This is a genomic window from Streptomyces sp. NPDC107581 (assembly GCF_055657175.1).
This window is the reverse complement of record NZ_JBVKBH010000007.1, coordinates 390849-410557: the sequence shown is the minus strand read 5'-3', so window position 1 is coordinate 410557 and position 19709 is coordinate 390849. Positions and strand designations below refer to the sequence as shown.

17 protein-coding genes are annotated in these 19709 nt (G+C 71.5%); 12 read left to right on the top strand and 5 right to left on the bottom strand.

Annotated features, from left to right (window positions below):
• Positions 1–57 precede the first annotated feature (57 nt).
• The 6 genes from ACZ7P3_RS20770 (at position 58) to ACZ7P3_RS20745 (ending at position 8574) form a co-directional block, all read left to right on the top strand.
• On the top strand, positions 58–906 hold the full coding sequence (locus tag ACZ7P3_RS20770; RefSeq protein WP_472083649.1) for a menaquinone biosynthetic enzyme MqnA/MqnD family protein: 849 nt from the start codon (positions 58–60) through the stop codon (positions 904–906).
• 56 nt (positions 907–962) lie between these two features.
• A complete protein-coding gene (locus ACZ7P3_RS20765; protein WP_472083885.1) occupies positions 963–2840 on the top strand; it encodes a serine/threonine-protein kinase in 1878 nt (625 codons plus the stop codon).
• Between the two features lie 493 nt (positions 2841–3333).
• The gene (locus ACZ7P3_RS20760; RefSeq protein ID WP_472083647.1) at positions 3334–5703 is read left to right on the top strand and encodes a protein kinase domain-containing protein; all 2370 of its coding nucleotides are present in this window, start codon (positions 3334–3336) and stop codon (positions 5701–5703) included.
• 42 nt (positions 5704–5745) lie between these two features.
• The gene (locus ACZ7P3_RS20755; protein WP_472083645.1) at positions 5746–6645 is read left to right on the top strand and encodes a prepilin peptidase; all 900 of its coding nucleotides are present in this window, start codon (positions 5746–5748) and stop codon (positions 6643–6645) included.
• Between the two features lie 72 nt (positions 6646–6717).
• Complete coding sequence (mqnC, locus tag ACZ7P3_RS20750) at positions 6718–7917, top strand: cyclic dehypoxanthinyl futalosine synthase (RefSeq protein ID WP_472083643.1); 1200 nt, start codon at positions 6718–6720, stop codon at positions 7915–7917.
• A gap of 6 nt (positions 7918–7923) precedes the next feature.
• Positions 7924–8574: an amidohydrolase family protein gene (locus ACZ7P3_RS20745; RefSeq protein ID WP_472083641.1), complete on the top strand. Its 651-nt coding sequence runs from the start codon at positions 7924–7926 to the stop codon at positions 8572–8574.
• A 38-nt stretch (positions 8575–8612) separates the two neighbouring features.
• On the opposite strand, the gene ACZ7P3_RS20740 is transcribed toward ACZ7P3_RS20745, so the two are convergent.
• Entirely contained in the window at positions 8613–9611 is a 999-nt protein-coding gene (locus tag ACZ7P3_RS20740; RefSeq protein WP_472083639.1) for a chitinase, read from the bottom strand.
• Between the two features lie 385 nt (positions 9612–9996).
• On the opposite strand from ACZ7P3_RS20740, the gene ACZ7P3_RS20735 reads away from it, so the two are divergent.
• The 4 genes from ACZ7P3_RS20735 to ACZ7P3_RS20720 are packed head-to-tail and all read left to right on the top strand — an operon-like array spanning position 9997 to position 14567.
• The gene (locus ACZ7P3_RS20735; protein WP_472083637.1) at positions 9997–10368 is read left to right on the top strand and encodes a hypothetical protein; all 372 of its coding nucleotides are present in this window, start codon (positions 9997–9999) and stop codon (positions 10366–10368) included.
• A gap of 21 nt (positions 10369–10389) precedes the next feature.
• Complete coding sequence (locus ACZ7P3_RS20730; RefSeq protein ID WP_472083635.1) at positions 10390–12699, top strand: bifunctional polysaccharide deacetylase/glycosyltransferase family 2 protein; 2310 nt, start codon at positions 10390–10392, stop codon at positions 12697–12699.
• A 21-nt stretch (positions 12700–12720) separates the two neighbouring features.
• Positions 12721–13875, top strand: a complete 1155-nt coding sequence (locus ACZ7P3_RS20725) for an acyltransferase family protein (protein WP_472083633.1) — start codon at positions 12721–12723, stop codon at positions 13873–13875.
• The gene (locus ACZ7P3_RS20720) at positions 13872–14567 is read left to right on the top strand and encodes a demethylmenaquinone methyltransferase (RefSeq protein WP_472083632.1); all 696 of its coding nucleotides are present in this window, start codon (positions 13872–13874) and stop codon (positions 14565–14567) included. Before ACZ7P3_RS20725 ends, ACZ7P3_RS20720 begins: the two co-directional genes overlap by 4 nt.
• 24 nt (positions 14568–14591) lie before the next feature.
• On the opposite strand, the gene ACZ7P3_RS20715 is transcribed toward ACZ7P3_RS20720, so the two are convergent.
• Both ACZ7P3_RS20715 and ACZ7P3_RS20710 read right to left on the bottom strand, forming a co-directional pair.
• On the bottom strand, positions 14592–14900 hold the full coding sequence (locus ACZ7P3_RS20715; RefSeq protein ID WP_472083883.1) for a PASTA domain-containing protein: 309 nt from the start codon (positions 14898–14900) through the stop codon (positions 14592–14594).
• Between the two features lie 119 nt (positions 14901–15019).
• Complete coding sequence (locus ACZ7P3_RS20710) at positions 15020–15538, bottom strand: GNAT family N-acetyltransferase (RefSeq protein ID WP_472083631.1); 519 nt, start codon at positions 15536–15538, stop codon at positions 15020–15022.
• Between the two features lie 46 nt (positions 15539–15584).
• Here ACZ7P3_RS20710 and ACZ7P3_RS20705 point away from each other — a divergent pair, with 46 nt between their 5' ends.
• On the top strand, positions 15585–16919 hold the full coding sequence (locus ACZ7P3_RS20705; RefSeq protein ID WP_472083629.1) for a geranylgeranyl reductase family protein: 1335 nt from the start codon (positions 15585–15587) through the stop codon (positions 16917–16919).
• A gap of 104 nt (positions 16920–17023) precedes the next feature.
• Here the strand turns inward: ACZ7P3_RS20705 and def are convergent, their stop codons facing one another.
• Both def and ACZ7P3_RS20695 read right to left on the bottom strand, forming a co-directional pair.
• Positions 17024–17650 (bottom strand): peptide deformylase, encoded by a 627-nt coding sequence (gene def / locus ACZ7P3_RS20700; RefSeq protein ID WP_472083627.1) that lies wholly within the window; start codon positions 17648–17650, stop codon positions 17024–17026.
• Positions 17651–17778: 128 nt separating this feature from the next.
• Entirely contained in the window at positions 17779–18600 is an 822-nt protein-coding gene (locus tag ACZ7P3_RS20695) for a C40 family peptidase (RefSeq protein ID WP_472083625.1), read from the bottom strand.
• A gap of 744 nt (positions 18601–19344) precedes the next feature.
• Between ACZ7P3_RS20695 and ACZ7P3_RS20690 the strand changes: the two genes are divergently transcribed.
• The gene (locus ACZ7P3_RS20690; RefSeq protein ID WP_003992243.1) at positions 19345–19704 is read left to right on the top strand and encodes an NADH-quinone oxidoreductase subunit A; all 360 of its coding nucleotides are present in this window, start codon (positions 19345–19347) and stop codon (positions 19702–19704) included.
• The last annotated feature ends 5 nt before the right edge of the window (positions 19705–19709 follow it).

The following is a 19709-nucleotide window of genomic DNA, read 5'->3' as shown; positions in this document are numbered from 1 at the left end:
CGGCTTGACGGTGGGGTCGGTCCCAGCACCGTACAGCACGGGGTCTAGTCTCGCGATGTGGACAATTCCCGCACCCGGCCGCGCGTCGGCCACATCCAGTTCCTGAACTGCCTGCCCCTCTACTGGGGGCTCGCGAGAACCGGCACGCTCCTCGACTTCGAGCTGACCAAGGACACTCCGGACAAGCTCAACGAGAAGCTGGTGCAGGGCGAACTCGACATCGCACCCATCACCCTGGTCGAGTTCCTGAAGCACGCGGACGAGCTGGTCGCCTTCCCCGACATCGCCGTCGGCTGCGACGGCCCGGTGATGTCCTGCGTGATCGTCTCGCAGGTCCCGCTCGACCGGCTGGACGGCGCCCGCGTCGCCCTCGGCTCGACCTCCCGCACCTCGGTCCGGCTCGCCCAGCTGCTGCTCGCCGACCGCTACGGCGTACAGCCGGACTACTACACCTGCCCGCCCGACCTCAGCCTGATGATGCAGGAGGCGGAGGCCGCCGTCCTCATCGGCGACGCCGCCCTGCGCGCCAACCTCGTGGACGGACCCCGCTACGGCCTCGAAGTGCACGACCTGGGCGCCATGTGGAAGGAGTGGACGGGACTGCCGTTCGTCTTCGCGGTCTGGGCGGCCCGGCGCGACTACCTGGAACGCGAGCCGTTCATCACCCGCAAGGTCCACGAGGCCTTCCTCGCCTCCCGCAACCTCTCCCTGGAGGAGGTCGGCAAGGTCGCCGAGCAGGCCGCCCGCTGGGAGTCCTTCGACGAGGCGACCCTGGAGCAGTACTTCACCACCCTCGACTTCAGCTTCGGCGGTCCGCAGCTGGCGGCGGTCGCCGAGTTCGCACGCAGGGTCGGCCCGACGACCGGGTTCCCGGCGGACGTGAAGGTGGATCTGCTCCGGTCGTAGTCACTACGCTTCGGGCAGTGAGGCGTACCGGGGGGACCGGGGGAGAGGTGGACGCCATGCAGCCGCTCGGAGTCGACGAACCGGCCGCCGTCGGGCCCTACCGGCTGCTCGGCCGGCTCGGCTCCGGCGGCATGGGCCGGGTCTACCTGGGCCGCAGCGCGGGTGGCCGCACCGTCGCGGTGAAGATCGTGCACCCGCACTTCGCGCTGGACGAGGAGTTCCGGGCCCGCTTCCGGCGGGAGGTCGAGGCCGCCCGCCGGGTCGGCGGCGCCTGGACCGCGCCCGTCCTCGACGCGGACCCGGAGGCCGCCGTGCCCTGGGTCGCCACCGCCTACGCGGCCGGCCCCTCGCTCAGCGCGGCCGTCGCGGACGGCGGCCCGCTGCCCCCGCACACCGTACGGGCCCTGGGCGGGGGCCTCGCCGAGGCGCTTGCGGCGGTGCACGGGCTGGGCCTGGTCCACCGGGACGTGAAGCCCTCCAACATCCTGCTCACCCTGGACGGCCCGCTCCTCATCGACTTCGGCATCGCCCGCGCCACGGACGGCACGGCATCCCTGACCTCGACCGGCGTCTCCGTCGGCTCGCCCGGCTACATGTCCCCCGAGCAGATCCTCGGCAAGGGCGCCGGCGGGGCGGCCGACGTCTTCTCGCTCGGCGCGGTGCTGGCCTACGCGGCGACCGGCGAGCCGCCCTTCTCCGGCGACTCCTCGGCCGCGCTCCTCTACAAGGTCGTCCACGAGGAGCCCGAACTGGGACGCCTCTCCGGCGAGTTGCGCGAGGTGGCGGCCGCCTGTCTGGCCAAGGACCCGGCCACCCGCCCGGCCCCCGCCGAACTGGCCCGCCGGCTCGCGCCCGAGGGCGCCGCCCGCCTGGTCACCGGGGGCTGGCTGCCGGGCGCGCTGGTGGAACAGGTCAGCCGCGGAGCCGTACAGCTCCTCAACCTGGAGACGACGGAGACGGCACCCTCGGGCCCGGTGGCCTTCAGCGGACCGGTGGCCTTCAACGGCCCTGTGGCGGGCGGGGCACCGGAGACTGATCCGGGGCCGGGTTCAGATCCGGGTCCGGATCCGGGGCCGGGCCTGGGGAGCGGGGAGTCCGGTGCGGCCCCGGGCGAGTCGGGGCCGGCCGCAGGGGCGTTCGGACCGGCGCCGCTGATGACTCCGCCGAGGGTTCCGCCGATGCCGTCCGGGACACCCGCCGCGCAGGCGGCTGCCGCGCCCGGGCCCCGGGACGCGGTGCCGGCTCCGGGCAAGGTCAGCGTCAGCGTGGCTGCGGCCTCCGCGCCCGGGGAGAACGGGCGGGGGCGGCGGGTGAGCTGCACCGTGGCACTGGCCGTGGCGGGAGCGCTGGCCGCTGGGGTGGTCGGAGTCGGGGCCCTGCTGCGGCCGTGGGACGACGGCGGCCAGGACACGGCGGGCAGCGCCCCGGCCGCCTCCGACTCCGTCGGGCCGACGCCGACCGGCAACGCCCACTCGCCGGAGCCCGGGGACACGGCGGGCACAGATGCCCCGTCACCCGGTGCGAGCGACGGCGGCGCGGCCACGCGCTCTCCGTCCCCCGGCGCGAGCGGCGGCACGGCGGCCGCGATACCGGCCCGCTACCTCGGTACATGGGAGGGCCAGGCCACCGGACTGGGCGGCAGCCTCCCCATGGGCACCTTCCGGCTCACCGTCCACCAAGCGGGCACCGGCGAGGAACTGGGGCGGCTCACCCAGACCGACCAACTCGGTGCCGTCTGCACCGACATCCTCACCCTGAAGAAGGTCACCGGGACCCGGATCGTGGCGACGTCGGTGGGCGCCAAGGGCAACCACCCGGGCTGCGACCCCGCCCCGCACCCGGTGGAGTTGACGCCGACCGGCGACGACCTGACATACACGTCGGACAGTGCGGCCGAAGGAAATCCGGAGTCGCGGATGTCGAAGGTCGACTAGACGCGACCGGGCGACGGCTTCGCGGGACCGGGTGACGGCTTCGCGGGACCGGACGATGGCTTCGTGACCGGGCGACGGCTTCGCGGGACCGGACGATGGCTTCGCGGGACCGGGTGACGGCTTCGCGACCGGGTGACGGCTTCGCGGCCGGACGATGGCTCCGCCATCAGGTGACGTGCCGTCACCGTCGCACGTTCATGGCCCCTCCGCGATGACCCCTGCCGCCATCGCCCCTGCCGCCGAGCGGCTCGCTCGTCCGGCCCGGGCCGGGTGGTCCGGGGGCGCCTCGGCCCGGCCCGCTCCCGCCCCCGCCGCTGCCCCCTCCCCGGCTGTCACTACTGTGTCTGCGTTGGCGAACGCCAACCACGCGCAGCCAACACCCGCCCCCGGCCCGGCAGAACGGCACCGGTCGGCACTACGCAGCGCAAGGCAGGGCAGGCCGGCGCAAGGCAGCGCAAAGCGTCGCAACGGGGAAGGACGGGGAACACCCGCCATGGAGACACTGCAGCCGGACGACCCACGGGAGTTGGGCCCCTACCGCATGCTGCGCACGCTCGGAGCGGGCGGCATGGGCCGGGTCTACCTGGCCCGGTCGCCCGGCGGCCGGACCGTCGCCGTGAAGGTCGTACGCCCCGACCTCGCCGCCGACGCCGACTTCCGCCGTCGTTTCCGGCACGAGGTGGAGATCGCCCAGGCGGTCTCCGGCCACTACACCGCCTCGGTCGTGGACGCCGACCCCGACGCACCGCTGCCGTGGCTGGCGACGTCGTACGTGCTCGGCCCGGACCTGACGGACGTCGTGGCCGTGCACGGCGCGCTCCCGGAGCGCACCGTGCACGCGCTGGGTGCCGGGCTCGCCGCCGCCCTCCAGGAGATCCACGCGGCCGGACTCATCCACCGCGACCTCAAGCCGTCGAACGTCCTCCTCGCCGCGGACGGTCCCCGCGTCATCGACTTCGGCATCGCACGGGCGGTGGACGGCAACCGTATGACCCAGACGGGGGTCGTGGTCGGCTCGCCCGGCTACATGCCCCCGGAGCAGGCCCTGGGCCAGGACGTCGGCACGGCGGGCGACGTCTTCTCCCTGGGCGCCGTGCTCGCCTTCGCGGCCACCGGCCGCAATGTCTTCGGCGACGGCGCCGCCTCCCACGCGGCGATGCTCTACCAGGTCGTCCACGGCGAACCGGACCTGACCGGCACACCGCAGTCCCTGCTCGGACTGGTCCGGGCCTGTCTGCAGAAGGACCCGGCCGCCCGGCCCGCCCCCGCCGAGATCGTGGCGGCGCTGGCACCCCAGGGCGTCGAGGGCGTGCTCGGCAACTGGCTGCCCTCGGCGGTGGCATCGACCATCGCCACCCACGCGGCCGGGATCCTGGACCTGGAGGCCCCGGAGCGGCCGGCCGCACCGGCCGCCGCCTCCTTCGGCCCGGCGCCGACGATGCCGGCGGACCCCCGGACGCCGGCGGGCACACCCGCGGCGGGGTACGACTACCCGCAGCCCGGCGCCCAGCCGTCCGCCGGTGCGCCCGTCGCCGGATACGGCTATCCGCAGGGCGGTGCGCCCGCACCGGCCTACGGGACCCCCGGCCACGGCACGCCCCAGCCGGGCACCGTCCAGCTGGGCGGCACGGAAGGCTCCGCTCCGGTGCCCTCCCGCCGCCGGGTCCTCACCTACGCCCTCGGCGGTGCCGCGGCGGTCGCCGCGGTCGGCGGGGGCACCGCGTGGTGGCTCGGCCGGAACGACGGCGGCACCGGCCCGTCCACCGGCGCGGGCGGCCACGGCGGTTCGGGCCGGCCGGCCGCCGAGTCCTTCACCACCCCGCCCGCCGGGGTGGCCCCGCAGCCGCTGTGGCACGAGAGCGCCGCCGAGGACAGCACCGCGACCTCCCAGCCGCTCCTCATCCACGACGGGCTGCTGCTGGTCAGCGGCGATCCGCTGGTGGCGTACGACGTGAAGACGGGCAAGGCGCGCTGGTCCAGGAAGGGGATCTGCCCCGCCGGGGCCCAACTCCTCTTCCACGGCGGCAAGGTGTTCCTGAGCGACGGCGACTACGACGGTGTCCTGGTCGCCTACGACGTCTCCACCGGCAAGGAGGCCTGGCGCAGCCGGCTCGGCAAGCAGCTGAACATCGAGCGGACGATCGCCATCGACGACAAGAACGTCTACGTCACGCTCACCGACTACGGCCAGGCCAAGAGCGCCACCAAGTACCGCACGGCCATCGCCGCGGTCAGCCACTCCACCGGCAGGACGGTGTGGCTGCAGCGGCGCGACTGGGGCACCAAGGACTACGACGTCGAGGGCGCCGTCTGGGGCAAGTACCTCGTGTACGCCGACTCCAACTACAACCTCACCGTCCGCGACACCGCCACGGGCGGGCAGCTGTGGACCAAGAAGATCGGCGACGACTGGAGCTGGCAGCCCACGGCTGCCGACGGGGTGGTGTTCCTGCCGGGCGAGAAGCTGACGGCCGTGGAACTCGAAACGGGCAGGACCCGCTGGACGCTCTCGCCGAACGGCCGCCGCGGCTTCAAGAACCCCACCGTGATCGACGGCGTGGCCTACGTCTGTGACTACGACCGCGGCATCTGGGCCGTGAACGTCAAGGACGGCAAGCGGATCTGGCTCTGCGAGAACGGCAACCGCGCGGCGAGGGAGTCGTTCCTGAAGGCCGGGACGACGCTGTACGCGGCCGCCGGCGCGCTGGGCGGCGGCATCGTCGCCCTGGACGCCAGGACCGGCAAGGTGCGTTGGACGTGGGTCGACAGCACCGATGCCACCGACTACTGGCAGATCGCCCTGTCGGGCAGTCGGCTGCTGGTGACCGGGGGCCAGGAGGTCTACGCGATGCCGGCCGTCTGATACCGGCCCCGTCCCGCGGCCGTACTCCCTAGGATTTCCGCCATGAGCATGGGCGCGCTGGTCCTCGTCGCCGCGCTGTGGGGTGCGGCGGCGGGAGCCCTGCTGCCCCGGGCCGCATACCGCTTCGCCGTCCCGGCGGGAGAGCCGTGGCGTCAGCGGTGTGCGGGCGGGCACCCGGTCCGCGGGTGGCTCGGCGGGGCGCGCTGCGGCCAGTGCGCGGGGGGCGCGAAGGAGCGGGCGCGGGCGCAGGGGGGCACGGAGGCGCTGGCGGGCACTGAGGTGGAGCCGGGCACTGAGGTGCAGGCGGGTGCTGAGGTGCTGGCGGGCACGGAGGTGGAGCCGGGCACCGAGGCGCAGTTGGACGCAGCCGCGCGGGCGGGTGCTGAGGCGCAGGCGTCGTACGCCCCTTCCGGAGTCCTCCTCGCCACCGTCACGGCCCTCACCTGTGCCGCCTTCGCCGCCGCCACCGGTACCCGGCCCGAGCTGGGTGTCTGGCTGCTGCTCGCGCCGGTCGGGGTGCTGCTGGCGGCCGTGGACCTCCGGGTGCAGCGGCTGCCCGATCCGCTCACCCTGCCGCTCGCGGCCGCCGCCCTCGGTCTGCTGGGCCTCGTCGCGCTGCTGCCCGAGCACGCCGGCCACTGGCTCACCGCGCTGTACGGCGCCCTCGCGCTCGGCGCCGGCTACTTCGTGCTCTTCCTCGTCAACCCGTCCGGCATGGGCTTCGGCGATGTGAAGCTGGCGCTGGGCATGGGCGCCGTCCTCGGCTGGTACGGCTGGCCGACGGTCCTGCTCGGCACCTTCGCCGGGTTCCTGCTCGGCGCGCTCTACGGCGGCGCACTCGTCGTCGCCCGGCGCGCGGGACGCAAGACACACATCCCCTTCGGGCCGTTCCTCGTCGCGGGCGCCTTCGCCGGGCTGCTGATCGGCGCGTACGCGGCCTGAGCGCAGACGTCAGAAACCCCTGGCGTAGGCTGGTTCGGTCCGTCCACAACCCTTGACGAAAGGGACCTCCTGGTGACCGAGAAGGCCGACCTCCAGTCTGTCCTCGACCGTGCCGCTGCCGGTGGGCGGATCACTCCGGAAGAGGCACTCGTCCTCTACCGCGACGCCCCGCTGCACGCGCTGGGCGCCGCCGCCGACGCCGTACGCCGCCGCAAGTACGCCGGCATCGAGCACATCGCGACGTACATCATCGAGCGCAACATCAACTACACGAACGTGTGTGTCACGGCGTGCAAGTTCTGCGCCTTCTACGCCGCCCCCAAGGACACGGCGAAGGGGTGGACGCGGGACCTGGAGGACATCCTGCGCCGGTGTGCGGAGACCGTCGAGCTCGGCGGCACGCAGATCATGTTCCAGGGCGGGCACCACCCGGACTACGGCGTCGAGTACTACGAGAAGCACTTCGCCGCCATCAAGAAGGAGTTCCCGCAGCTCGTCATCCACAGCCTGGGGGCGAGCGAGGTCGAGCACATGGCGCGGATCTCCAAGGTCGGCGTCGAAGAGGCCATCACCCGGATCCACCGGGCCGGCCTCGACTCCTTCGCGGGCGCCGGTGCGGAACTGCTGCCGGAAAGGCCCCGCAAGGCCATCGCGCCCCTCAAGGAGAGCGGCGAGCGCTGGCTGGAGATCATGGAGACCGCGCACCGGCTGGGCGTGGAGTCGACGTCCACCATGCTCATGGGCACGGGCGAGACCAACGCCGAGCGCATCGAGCACCTGCGCATGATCCGGGACGTACAGGACCGCACGGGCGGCTTCCGCGCCTTCATCCCGTACACCTACCAGCCCGAGAACAACCACCTGAAGGGCCGCACCCAGGCCACGCTCTTCGAGTACCTGCGGATGATCGCGATCGCCCGCCTCTTCCTGGACAACGTGCAGCACATCCAGGGCTCGTGGCTGACCACCGGCAAGGAGGTCGGCCAGCTGTCCCTGCACTACGGCGCGGACGACCTCGGTTCGATCATGCTGGAGGAGAACGTGGTCTCCTCGGCCGGCGCCAAGCACCGCTCCAACCGCCTGGAGATCATCGACCTGATCCGCAAGGCGGGCCGCGTCCCGGCGCAGCGCGCCACGACGTACGAGCACCTGGTCGTGCACGACGACCCGGCGAACGACCCCGTCGACGACCGCGTGGTCTCCCACATCTCCTCCACCGCCATCGAGGGCGGCACGGCCCACCCCGAACTGAAGCTGCTGACGTCCAACTGAGCCGACGTGCTGACGATTCACACCGCGGATCTGCTCCTCACCGGCGATCCGTGCCGGTCCCCGATCCCCGGCGGCGCGATCCTCGTCGAGGGGCGGACGATCGCGTCGGTCGGCCCGTACGAGGAGCTGGCCGCCGCCCGTCCCTCGGCCCGGGTGCGCCGCTGGCCCGGGCTCATCGCGCCCGGCCTGCTCAATGTGTTCGGGCCCGAACTGCTGGAGCACGCCTACCATCCGGACCCGCGTGAGGCCGCCGAACTCGGATCCGAGCCGATCACGGGCGAGGCCCTGGCCGCCCTCGGAATGACCGACACCCGGTGGGCTGCCGGCGCGCGGCGCGGGGTGCAGCGGATGCTGGCCCACGGGACCGTCGCGGTGGCGGGGGAGCTGCGGCGCCCCGCCGTGGCGGACGCCGTGCGCCGGGCCGGACTGTCGGTCGAGGAACGGTTCGAGGAGCCCTCGGGGCCGCCCGGCCTCGACCCGCTCAGCGGGCACCGCGCCCTCGGCGAGGCGATCCTCATGCCGATTCCGCCGTACGCGGGCGCGGACGCGACCTTCGCCGTGTTCGACGTGCCCGACGAGGCCACCCTTGTGCACCGCGGAGCCGCCACCTGCGTCGCGACGGTCATCGGGGGCCGCCTGCTGTACCGCGGACGCTAGCTGCCCGGGGGCCGCCCCCCGGGGTCCGTTCCCCCGGCTCAGCCCGCGAACGCCTCCCCGAATGCCCCCGAACTCTGGCTGACCCCGCTGCAGTCGGTCGCCGCGTCGTCCCGCGACGACTCACCCGCCGCGCACTGCCGGTCACGGAAGCTCGACCACATCGACACCCAGGCGATCTGCTTCTCCTCGGCGAACGTCCGCACCTGCGCGGCGTCGGAGAGCGTGAACGTCTCGCCGGCCACGTCGTTGACGCCGAGCATCGAGGTGAGTGCCATGCCCCGCCAGGCGTCCGCGCCGGACAGCCCGAACACCTTCCCCAACTGGGTGTGGGCCGCCTCGGCGGAGGCGATGGCGTAGCCGCCCATGTCGCCGGTGTACGACTCGCCGTAGTTCATCGTCATGAGGTTGACGGCCGAGACCTGGACGTCGTACGTGTTCGCGGACCCCAGCAGCGCGAGGCTGTCCGCATCCAGCCCGGAGGGCATCACCGGCAGGGTGAAGGACACCTTCACCTCCGGCCGCTGCTGCTGGAGCAGGGCCATCGCCTTCGACCGCAGGGCGACCGAGGCGGAATCGGTCAGCTCGTCGCCCTCGATGTCGAAGTCGGCCTGGGCGGAGCCGGCCGCGTCCAGCGCCTTCTCGTAGGCGGTGGCCAGCGCGGAGGCACTGTCGCAGGTGGCGGCCAGTTCCCTTCCGGAGGCACCGCCGAAGGAGACACGGACCGTGGCACCGCCCTGCTTCAGCCGCGCGATCCGGGACTCCACCGCGGAGTCGCCGATCGCCTCGCTGCCGTTCCACTCCGGTGTGCAGTCATCGCCCCGGGAGATCACGAAGGCGAGGTTGTACGCGGAGGGAGAGCCGGCGGAATCGGTGGCGGCGGCCTCGGTGGCACTGACATAGGGGGCGTACGCCGTGGTGAACGCCGGGGTGTCGGACGGCGAGTGCGACGGCGAGTACGACGGGGAGTGCGGGCTGCGGGAACCGTGCGGACTGCTTTCCGCCCCCTGGGAGCAGCCTGTCACAGCGAGTGCAAACATGCAGGCGAACCCCGCCAACGGCATCAGAAATCCCCTCATGGCCCACGTACCCGCTCTCGTGATTTCTGTCTCGGGACGGAAACAGAGTTCGTTTTTCCGGGAAGAAATGTCTCACATGGCTCGGCAGTGCATGACGGCTGATTAGGCAGCATATGGCCGATTCATTCTGGCGGTATGGCCGGTTCATCCCGAGTGTCTTCATCGAATGTCTCAGGAAGACGACAGGCTGGGGAAGCTCTCATGGGTGGCTCATAAGAATCACCGAGAAAAGGTCACATAAAGGCTGTCTAATATCCGGGGAATGCATTCCGAACCCGCCGTCGAAAGTCGCGCCGCCGGGCGTGGTCGCCGTCGCAAACATGGCAACGGGTCCGCCGAAGGGCCTGTGTTCGTCGACACCTCCGGACGCCGGTCGAAGGTGCTGCGCCGGATCGGCCTGCTCATCGGCGTCGTCTGCCTCGCGTACGCGGGTGTGCTCGGCGCCGCCTTCATGGGCTGGGGTACCACCCTCACCCAGTCCTCGCTGCTTCCGTTCGGCGACGGCCCGGGCGACCGGGCCCCCGGCGGCATCCGTCCGCAGGGCGGGACCGGCCACCGGGCAGGCCTGCCGAGCGGCACCCGGCGCGGCGCCGGCGCCGCGCAGCCGTCGGGCCCGCCCGCGGGCGCCGCCACACCGTCCTCCCCGTCCCCGTCCCCGCCCCTGTCGGCGTCCCCGTCCCCGTCCCCGTCGGCGTCCCCGTCCGCGGCCGCCGACTGACCGGAAACACAGGCCACCTCCATGACTGCTCCGACCCCCGCCCGTGGCCGCCGGCGCGCCCCCACCCGCATCGAGCGGGCGGCGGGCAGGGCCGCGGCCCTGCAGAGACCGCGTGTGCTCCTCGCTCTACTGCTCCTGCTGGCGCTGACCTGCGTGATGCTGCTCGACGGCTATCTGCGCGCCGAGGTCGGCGGCGACCAGCGCGTGCGCACCGGCGCCGGCTCCGACAAGGTCCCCGGCACGGTCCTGGACGGCGGCCCGATCCTCACCTTCCGGGGCGGCCGGGCGACGACCGTCTCCGTCCCCGCCAAGACCATCGCCCTCACCTTCGACGACGGCCCGAACCCGACCTGGACGCCCCAGGTCCTCAAGATCCTTCGGCGGTACGGCGTACCGGGCACGTTCTTCCTGGTCGGCTCGATGGTGTCGCGCTACCCGGGCATCGTGAGGACGATGGTCCAGCAGGGCAACGAGGTCGGCATCCACACCTTCACGCACGTCGATCTGTCGTACCAGAGCGATGCCCGCGTCGCCCGCGAGATGGAGCAGAGCCAGCTCGCCCTCGCGGGCGCGGCCGGCATCACGACGACCCTCTTCCGCGCGCCGTACTCCTCCGAGACGGACGCCATCGACGACTACAGCTGGCCCGTCTACCGGAAGCTCGGCCAGGACGGCTACACCAGCGTCTTCGTCGACACCGACAGCGACGACTGGAAGCGGCCGGGCGTCTCGAAGATCGTCCGCTGGGCGACGCCGAAGGGCACCGCGGGCGCCTCCGTCCTCTTCCACGACGCGGGCGGCGAGCGCTCACAGACGATCAAGGCGCTGCCGCAGTACATCGAGAAGATGAAGGCCAAGGGGTACACCTTCACGACCATCAGCGGGGTCATGGAGAAACAGCGCTCGGCGGTGGGGCAGGGCTCGGCGGTGGGGCAGGGCGCGGCGGTGGGGCAGGGCTCGGCCGAGAAGCAGACGGCGCCCGGAGCCGGGGCCGGGGCCGGGGTGGGCGCCGGGGCGGGTGTCGTCTCCGGCGGCCTTCAGGCCGCCCACCGCAAGGCCACCGGCACGACCCTCTACGAGGGCAAGGCCCTGATCGCGGCCGTCGCCGTCGCCGAATGGACCGTACCCGCGCTCTCGGCCGGGCTGACCGTCGTCGGCGTGGCCGTCATGGGCCGCTTCGGGATGATGCTGATCCTGGCCCGCCGCCACTACCGGCAGCGCAACAGACGCCGCTTCAGCTGGGGGCCGCCGGTCACCGAGCCGGTGAGCGTGATCGTCCCGGCGTACAACGAGAAGGAGTGCATCGCCAACACCCTGAAGTCGCTGGCACGGAGCACCCACCCGATCGAGATCATCGTGGTGGACGACGGTTCCACCGACGACACGGCGGAGATCGCCGCATCGCTGGGCATGCCGAACCTCCGGGTCGTCCGCCAGGCCAACGCGGGCAAGCCCGCCGCGCTCAACAACGGTGTCCGCAACGCCCGTCACGCCCTCGTCGTGATGATGGACGGCGACACCGTCTTCGAGCCCGACACCGTACGGCACCTGGTGCAGCCCTTCGCGGACCCCGAGGTCGGTGCCGTCGCCGGCAACGCCAAGGTCGGCAACCGCAACACCGTCATCGGCGCCTGGCAGCACATCGAGTACGTGATGGGCTTCAACCTGGACCGGCGCATGTACGACCTGCTGCGCTGCATGCCGACGATCCCGGGCGCGATCGGCGCGTTCCGCCGCGATGCGGTCCTCCAGGCGGGCGGCATGAGCGAGGACACCCTCGCCGAGGACACCGACATCACCATCGCCCTGCACCGCGCGGGCCGCCGGGTGGTCTACCAGGAGCACGCCAAGGCCTGGACGGAGGCGCCGGGCTCCTTGAAACAGCTCTGGTCGCAGCGCTACCGCTGGTCGTACGGCACCATGCAGGCGCTGTGGAAACACCGCAGGTCCCTGACGGACAGGGGCCCCTCGGGCCGCTTCGGCCGCGTCGGCATGCCCCTGGTCGTGCTCTTCCAGATCCTCACGCCGCTCTTCGCCCCGCTCATCGACGTCTTCACCGTCTACTCGATGGTCTTCGTGGACTTCCGGGCGGCCCTGCTGGCCTGGCTCGCGGTCCTCGGCGTCCAGCTGACCTGCGCCGCCTACGCCTTCCGTCTCGACCGGGAGAAGTACCGCTACCTGCTGATGCTGCCCCTGCAGCAACTGGCCTACCGCCAGATGATGTACCTCGTCCTCATCCACTCCTGCATCACGGCCCTCACGGGCGGCCGGCTGCGCTGGCAGAAACTGAAGCGCACCGGCGAGGTCGGGACACCGGCGGGGGTGAGCTGAGTGGGTTCGCACCGCAGGGGCATGCCCCGCCGGACCGCCCCGGTCCCCACCGTCCCGCCCGCGGCGCAGGGCGCTCCCCGCGACACCGCACCGCTGCCGCGGGCCCGGCCGCCGGCGCCGGGACGAGACCGCTACTTCGACACCCTCCGCGCGGTGGCCCTCGTCCGGGTCGTCACGTACCACACCTTCGGCTGGGCCTGGTGCGGCCTGCTCTTCCCCTCGATGGGCGTCATGTTCGCCCTGGCCGGGACGCTCATGGCGAAGTCCCTGGAGCGCCCCGCCCGCAAGGTCCTCACGAGCCGCCTGCGCCGCCTCCTGCCCCCGTTCTGGTTCTGGGGCTTCTTCGTCGTCCTCGCGATGCTGGTCCACGGCTGGGTGCCGGGCCGGCAGATCGTCTACTGGATCGTGCCGCTGGGCGACCCCCCGGGCAACGCGTGGGGCGAGCAGGCCTGGGAGATCCTCTGGTACCTGCGCACGTACCTCTGGTTCGTCCTGCTCTCCCCGCCGCTGCTGCGGATCTTCCGGCTCGCCCCCGTCCCGGTGCTGCTGCTGTCCCTGGCCCCCGTCCTGGTGCTGAACTTCCTCTGGTCCGGCCCGGACAACCGCTTCGGCAGTGCCCTGTGGGACCTGTCGACGTACCTCTTCTGCTGGATCCTCGGCTTCGCCCACCGCGACGGCCTGCTCCGGCGTATGCGGCCGGCTCCCGTGATCGTCCTCGCGTCCGCCGCGCTCGGCTACGGCGGCTGGTACGCCTTCTCGCACCGGGCGGACTTCGGCACCTACGACCTGGACGAGAACCCGCTCGCGCAGGCCTTCTGGTCGGCCGGCTTCGTCCTGCCGCTGATGTGGGCGAAGGCGTACTTCCGGATCGACTTCGCCCGGCTCACCCGGTGGCGCCGCCTCGACCGGACGGTCACGGTCTTCAACGCGCGCGCGGTGACGGTCTACCTCTGGCACGAGATCGCGCTGATTCTGGCGGTCCCGCTGATCGACCGTCTCTGGGACGTGCCCGCCTTCGAGAAGTACCTGCCGCTCGACAGCCAGTGGTTCATGTTCGGCATCGCCTGGATCCTGATCGCCGGGTTCGTCCTGGTGTGCGGCTGGGTGGAGGACGTGGCCGCGAAGAAGAAGCCGCGACTGATCCCGGGAGGCCGTGCTGCAAGAATGGGCGGGTGACCCGCGCTTCCCTGAACAAGCAGCCGCACGAAGTCGCCTCGATGTTCGACGACGTGGCGGAACGGTACGACCTGACGAACGACGTGCTGTCGCTCGGCCAGGACCGGCGCTGGCGCAGGGAGGTGGCGAAGGCGGTCGACGCGCGCCCCGCGCAGAAGGTCCTCGACCTCGCGGCCGGTACGGCGACCTCCTCGCTGCCCTTCGCACAGACGGGCGCGTACGTCGTCCCGTGCGACTTCTCGATCGGGATGCTCCAGGTCGGCAAGCGGAAGCACACCTGGCTGCCGTTCACGGCGGGCGACGCGACGAGGCTGCCGTTCAAGGACGACACCTTCGACGCCGTCACGATCTCCTTCGGGCTGCGCAATGTGCAGGACACGGACGCGGCCCTGCGCGAGATGTACCGGGTGACCCGGCCCGGCGGCCGGGTGGTGATCTGCGAGTTCTCCCACCCGACGTGGCGGCCCTTCCGGACCCTCTACACCGAGTACCTGATGCGGGCCCTGCCGCCGGTCGCGCGCACCGTGTCCTCGAACCCGGACGCCTACGTCTACCTCGCCGAGTCCATCCGCGCCTGGCCCGACCAGCCCGCCCTCGCCGAGCGGCTGCGCAAGGCGGGCTGGTCGAAGGTGGCGTGGCGCAACCTCACCGGCGGTGTGGTCGCGCTGCACCGGGGCTTCAAGGAGAGCTGAACCACTCCGGCGGGTGCCGGTCTCTCACCGGTTGATCATCTCGAAGGCGTCCCCGGGCTCGCCCAGTTCACGCTGCAGCCCGCCCGAGGGAGGCCGCGGGATGCGGGGCTCGCGCACGCCCCCGCCACCCTCGCCCTCACCGAAGTCGAACCACACGTACACCATGGAGTCCGGCGGCACCTCTGCCCCGGGCTGCGGGTACTGACGTACGACGTAGTCGACGACGGTGCGGTGGAAGTCCGGGCGGTCCGGCGCATTGAGGAACAGGCCCCGCGCCCGGGCCGTTTCGCGCGCGTCGACGGCCATCAGACCGACCAGACGAGGAACGCGCACTTCGGGTGTCTTGGGTGTTATGCGCACAGATGTCACCCCCAGCGGTACTGGCAGGGTAACTCCGGCGCGAAGCCCCCGGTAGGCTCCGGTGCCTTTCTGTAACAGTTGGCTACTGTGCGTTACTTCGGACTGTCGAGGGCGAGGCGGAAGCAGAGGGCCGGCTCGTCCAGCACGGGGTGCGTGAAGGTCTCCGCCGGTGTCATGCCCAGCCGCCTGGTCACCGCGATCGACCGCTCGTTCCCGGGCCTGACCATGGCGACCACGCCCGGCACGCCCGCCGCGCGGACCCGCTCCAGGGTCTCGCGGGCGGCAGCGGTGACGTACCCCTTGCCCCAGTGCGCACGCCCGAGCCGCCAGCCGATCTCCATTTCGCCGACGGGACCCCAACCCGGCTGCCAGGGCTGGGCGCCGGTGAACCCGATGACCTCGCCGGACTCGTCGAGCATCGTCCACAGGCAGAAGCCGTGCTCCGCGTCGTGCCGCCGCTGCCGTGCGGTCAGCTCCTCGTAGGCGGACAGCTCCGCCGGCCGGCCGCCGTGGAACTCCATGACCTCGGGGTCGGCGAAGACCCGGTGCCAGGCGAACGCGTCCTCGTCGGTGGGCACACGCAGCCGTACTGCGGGGAGAGCTCTGTTCACGGGGCAGCCCTTCAGCCGGTGATCAATTCTGCTGAATAGACTGCCCATGTCCAGTGCCGGTCGGCACGCAGATTTAGAACCTTGGGGAGATCCCGCCGTGACCGAGCCCCTCTCCGACAACACCGCCGATGTGATCGTCGTGGGCGCGGGGCCAGCCGGCTCCACCACCGCATACCACCTCGCCAAGGCCGGACTCGACGTCCTCCTGCTGGAGAAGACCGAGTTCCCGCGGGAGAAGGTCTGCGGCGACGGCCTCACCCCGCGTGCGGTCAAGCAGCTCGTGGCCATGGGCATCGACATCTCCGAGGAGGCCGGCTGGCTGCGCAACAAGGGTCTGCGCATCATCGGCGGCGGCTCCCGCCTCCAGCTGGACTGGCCGGATCTCGCCGCCTACCCGAACTACGGCCTCGTCCGCAAGCGCGACGACTTCGACGAGCAGCTCGCCCGCCAGGCCCAGAAGGCGGGAGCGCGGCTGTACGAGCACTGCAACGTCAGCGGTCCCGTCATCGACGACCGCACCGGCCGCATCACGGGCGTGAAGGCCAGGCTCGGCGAGGAGAAGCGCGAGGTCACCTTCCACGCCCCGCTCGTCGTCGCCGCCGACGGCAACTCCACCCGCCTGTCCCTCGCGATGGGCCTGCACCGCCGTGAGGACCGCCCGATGGGCGTCGCGGTGCGCACCTACTTCACCTCCCCGCGCCACGACGACGACTACCTGGAGTCCTGGCTGGAGCTGTGGGACCGCCGCGGCCCCCAGGACCGCCTGCTGCCCGGCTACGGCTGGATCTTCGGCATGGGCGACGGCACCTCCAACGTGGGCCTCGGCGTGCTCAACACCTCCGCCGCCTTCAAGGAGCTGGACTGGCGCGAGATCCTCAAGGCCTGGTGCGCGTCCATGCCCGAGGACTGGGGCTACACCCCGGAGAACATGACGGGCCCGATCCGCGGTGCCGCCCTGCCCATGGCCTTCAACCGCCAGCCGCACTACACCAAGGGCCTGTTGCTCGTCGGCGACGCCGGCGGCCTGGTGAACCCCTTCAACGGCGAGGGCATCGCCTACGCCATGGAGTCCGGCCAGATCGCCGCCGACGTCATCGTCCAGGCCCATGCGCGGGCCACGCCCGCCCAGCGCGAGATCGCCCTGCAGCGCTACCCGCGCGTCCTCAAGGACACCTACGGCGGCTACTACACGCTCGGCCGCGCCTTCGTGAAGCTCATCGGCAACCCGAAGGTCATGCAGATCGCCGCCCAGCGCGGTCTGACCCACCCGGTGCTGATGAAGTTCACCCTGAAGCTGCTGGCGAACCTCACCGACCCGACGGGCGGCGACGCGATGGACCGCATCATCAACGGCCTGAGCAAGGTCGCCCCGAAGGCCTGATCACCCGGCGCGGGGCCGCCTCCGGCCCGGTCGGACCCGTGCCACCCGTGCCACCGGTCCGACCGGGGTGGCCCCGAAGGCGTGCGCGCCCGCCGGAAAGGGCCCTAGTCCCGGCTCAGCTCCCCGGCCCTGGCCGCCCGGCGGGCGAACACCTCGTCCCGCCGGGCCGCCATCAGCCGCAACGCGTCCTTTTTCTCCCGCTTGGAGAGCCGGTCCAGGTAGATCCACCCGTAGGTGTGGTCGGTCTCGTGCGCGAGACAGCGCGCGAAGTACCCCGTGCCCTCGATGACGAGCGGCCTGCCGTGCTTGTCCTGCCCGCGCACGACGGCCCGGTCCGGCCGCGGTACGGCCATCACGGCGCCCGGCACCGACAGGCACCCCTCGCCCTCGTCGATCAGCCGGCGCCCGGCCGGGGCGGACTCCAGGACAGGATTGATGATGTGTCCGACATGCCGGATTCCGTCGTCATCAGGGCAGTCGTACACGAACAGACGGAGATCGACGCCGACCTGATTCGCCGCCAGTCCCGCCCCCTCGGCGACATACATGGTGAGGAACATGTCGTCGATGAGCGCGGCGAGGTCGGGCCCGAACTCCGTGACGTCCCGGCACGGCCTGTGCAGGACCTCCTCGCCGACCTCGGTGATCCTGCGCACCGCACCGCGCCCGGCCTCGGGGGCGTGGCGAGGGTAGTGGTCGGCGGGGCTTCCCTGGACGAACACGCGTGGCATCGCGCTGTCTCCTTCACTCGTGGACGGTCCGCCGAACGGCGGCCGCACCGAGCATGCCAGGGACGACGCAAGGGCCGCTGCCCCCGAGCGGCTGCGGCCCTACGCGCGTGAGAGACGTGCTGAGGCGCTCAGAGCACCCGCACGGCGCCGGTCGGCGGGTCGTACGACAGCGGGTGCTCCCCGACGCCGCTGGAGGGGTTCTGCGCGCCGACGAACATGCCGTCGCCCACGTACACCGCCACGTGGTACGCGCTGCCCGCGCTGCCCCAGTACAGGATGTCGCCCGGCTGCAGATTGCTCAGCGACACCTGGGTGCCGGCCGTCGACTGGTCCTGGGAGACGCGCGGCAGGCTGATGCCCACCTGCTTGAAGGCCGTCTGCACCAGACCGGAGCAGTCGTAGGCCGAGGGGCCGGTGGCGCCGGAGACGTAGGCCTTGCCGATCTGCGCCTTCACGAAGGAGATGACGGCCGCGGCCGAGCCCGTCGCCGTGGAGGAGCCCGTGGACGTGCTCGTGGAGGAGTCGGTGCTCGCCGTGGTGGAGAGCGTCGTGCGCTCCGCGTTGCGCGAGGCACGCGCGGCAGCCGCCTTGCGGGCGGCCTCCTGGGCCTTCTTCTTGGCCTCCGCCGCCTTCTGCTTGGCGTCCGCGAGGTCCGCCTTGGCCTGCTTCGCGGCGTTTGCGGCGGCCTGGTCGCGCTCGGCCTGCAGCTGGTAGTTCGCGGCGGCCTGCTGCGTGGCGTCCGCGGACTGGGCGACCTGAGCGGCCAGGTCGGCCGTCAGGGTGGGCAGTTCGAGGGTCTGCGTCACCGGCTCGGCGGCGTTCGCCGAGCCGGACGCCCCGGCGACTGCCAGGGTGCTGAGGACGCCACCGGCAACTCCGGCCCGCATCGCGATGGTCGACGCGCTGCGGCGGGGCTTCCGGTGGCTGCGTATGTGAGCGGTGTGGGACATGGGGATAACGGGTACCAGGGGCTCCTTCATATCTTCAAGAAACGTGGGCTGCGCCACAGTTGTTCAATCGAGACCTCTAAGCCTGGGCACGTCACTCTTTATTGACGCCGTAACGGACATTGCGGACGCCCGTGATCAAGCCCTTGATCACGGTCTTTGATCATTACGTCCGAATTGCCCCGCACCTACCACTGGTTCGCATGGATGGCCAAGCCCGGTTCTCAGACCGCTCTCATGAATGTGGCGGAGGTCACGGAACGGTCACCGGAAGGGTGGCGTCCGACGCGGGCGCGAGTTCGTGAACGCGTGCACGCACGGTCTGGCGTCCACACCTCGTTCCCGAGCTACCTCTGATGTGTGAATGCGCCCCACTATCAGGGCGTCGCAGCCATGGCCAATTTGCATGCAGCAGAACTCTCTTGATATGGAGACGCCCGCTCCGGCCTGCGATGACGAGTGAAAATGTCACTTCTGGTGATCACCTGAACGCTTCGCGTATGAAGATCACCCATCATCCGACTTCATGATCCTTCGTCAGGTGGTGGAGATCACAAAGCTTGTGTAATACCCCGTGTCGCAGATCACAGAGCGGCGGGCATAAGATGCGAGGCAGTTGGGCTTGTGACCTGCTTCACATGTTCTCGATCTTCGCCCGGGACGAGCGGGGCTCGTGGGACCGGTGGGGCGGATGTGAGCCCAGTGCAACCGCCACCAGTCAGTGCCGACTGAGAGGAGCGAGGAGCGGTGAACGCGTATGCGCCCATCCTCGTACTGGGAGCCCTCGGGGCAGGCTTTGCGATCTTCTCCGTGGTCATGGCCACGCTGATCGGTCCGAAGCGGTACAACCGCGCCAAACTCGAAGCCTACGAGTGCGGCATCGAGCCGACCCCCACGCCGGCCGGCGGCGGGCGCTTTCCCATCAAGTACTACCTGACGGCGATGCTCTTCATCGTCTTCGACATCGAGATCGTCTTCCTCTACCCCTGGGCCGTCACCTTCGACGCCCTGGGGATCTTCGGGCTCGTGGAGATGCTGCTCTTCGTGCTCACCGTCTTCGTCGCGTACGCGTACGTATGGCGGCGCGGCGGCCTGGAATGGGACTGAGGGGC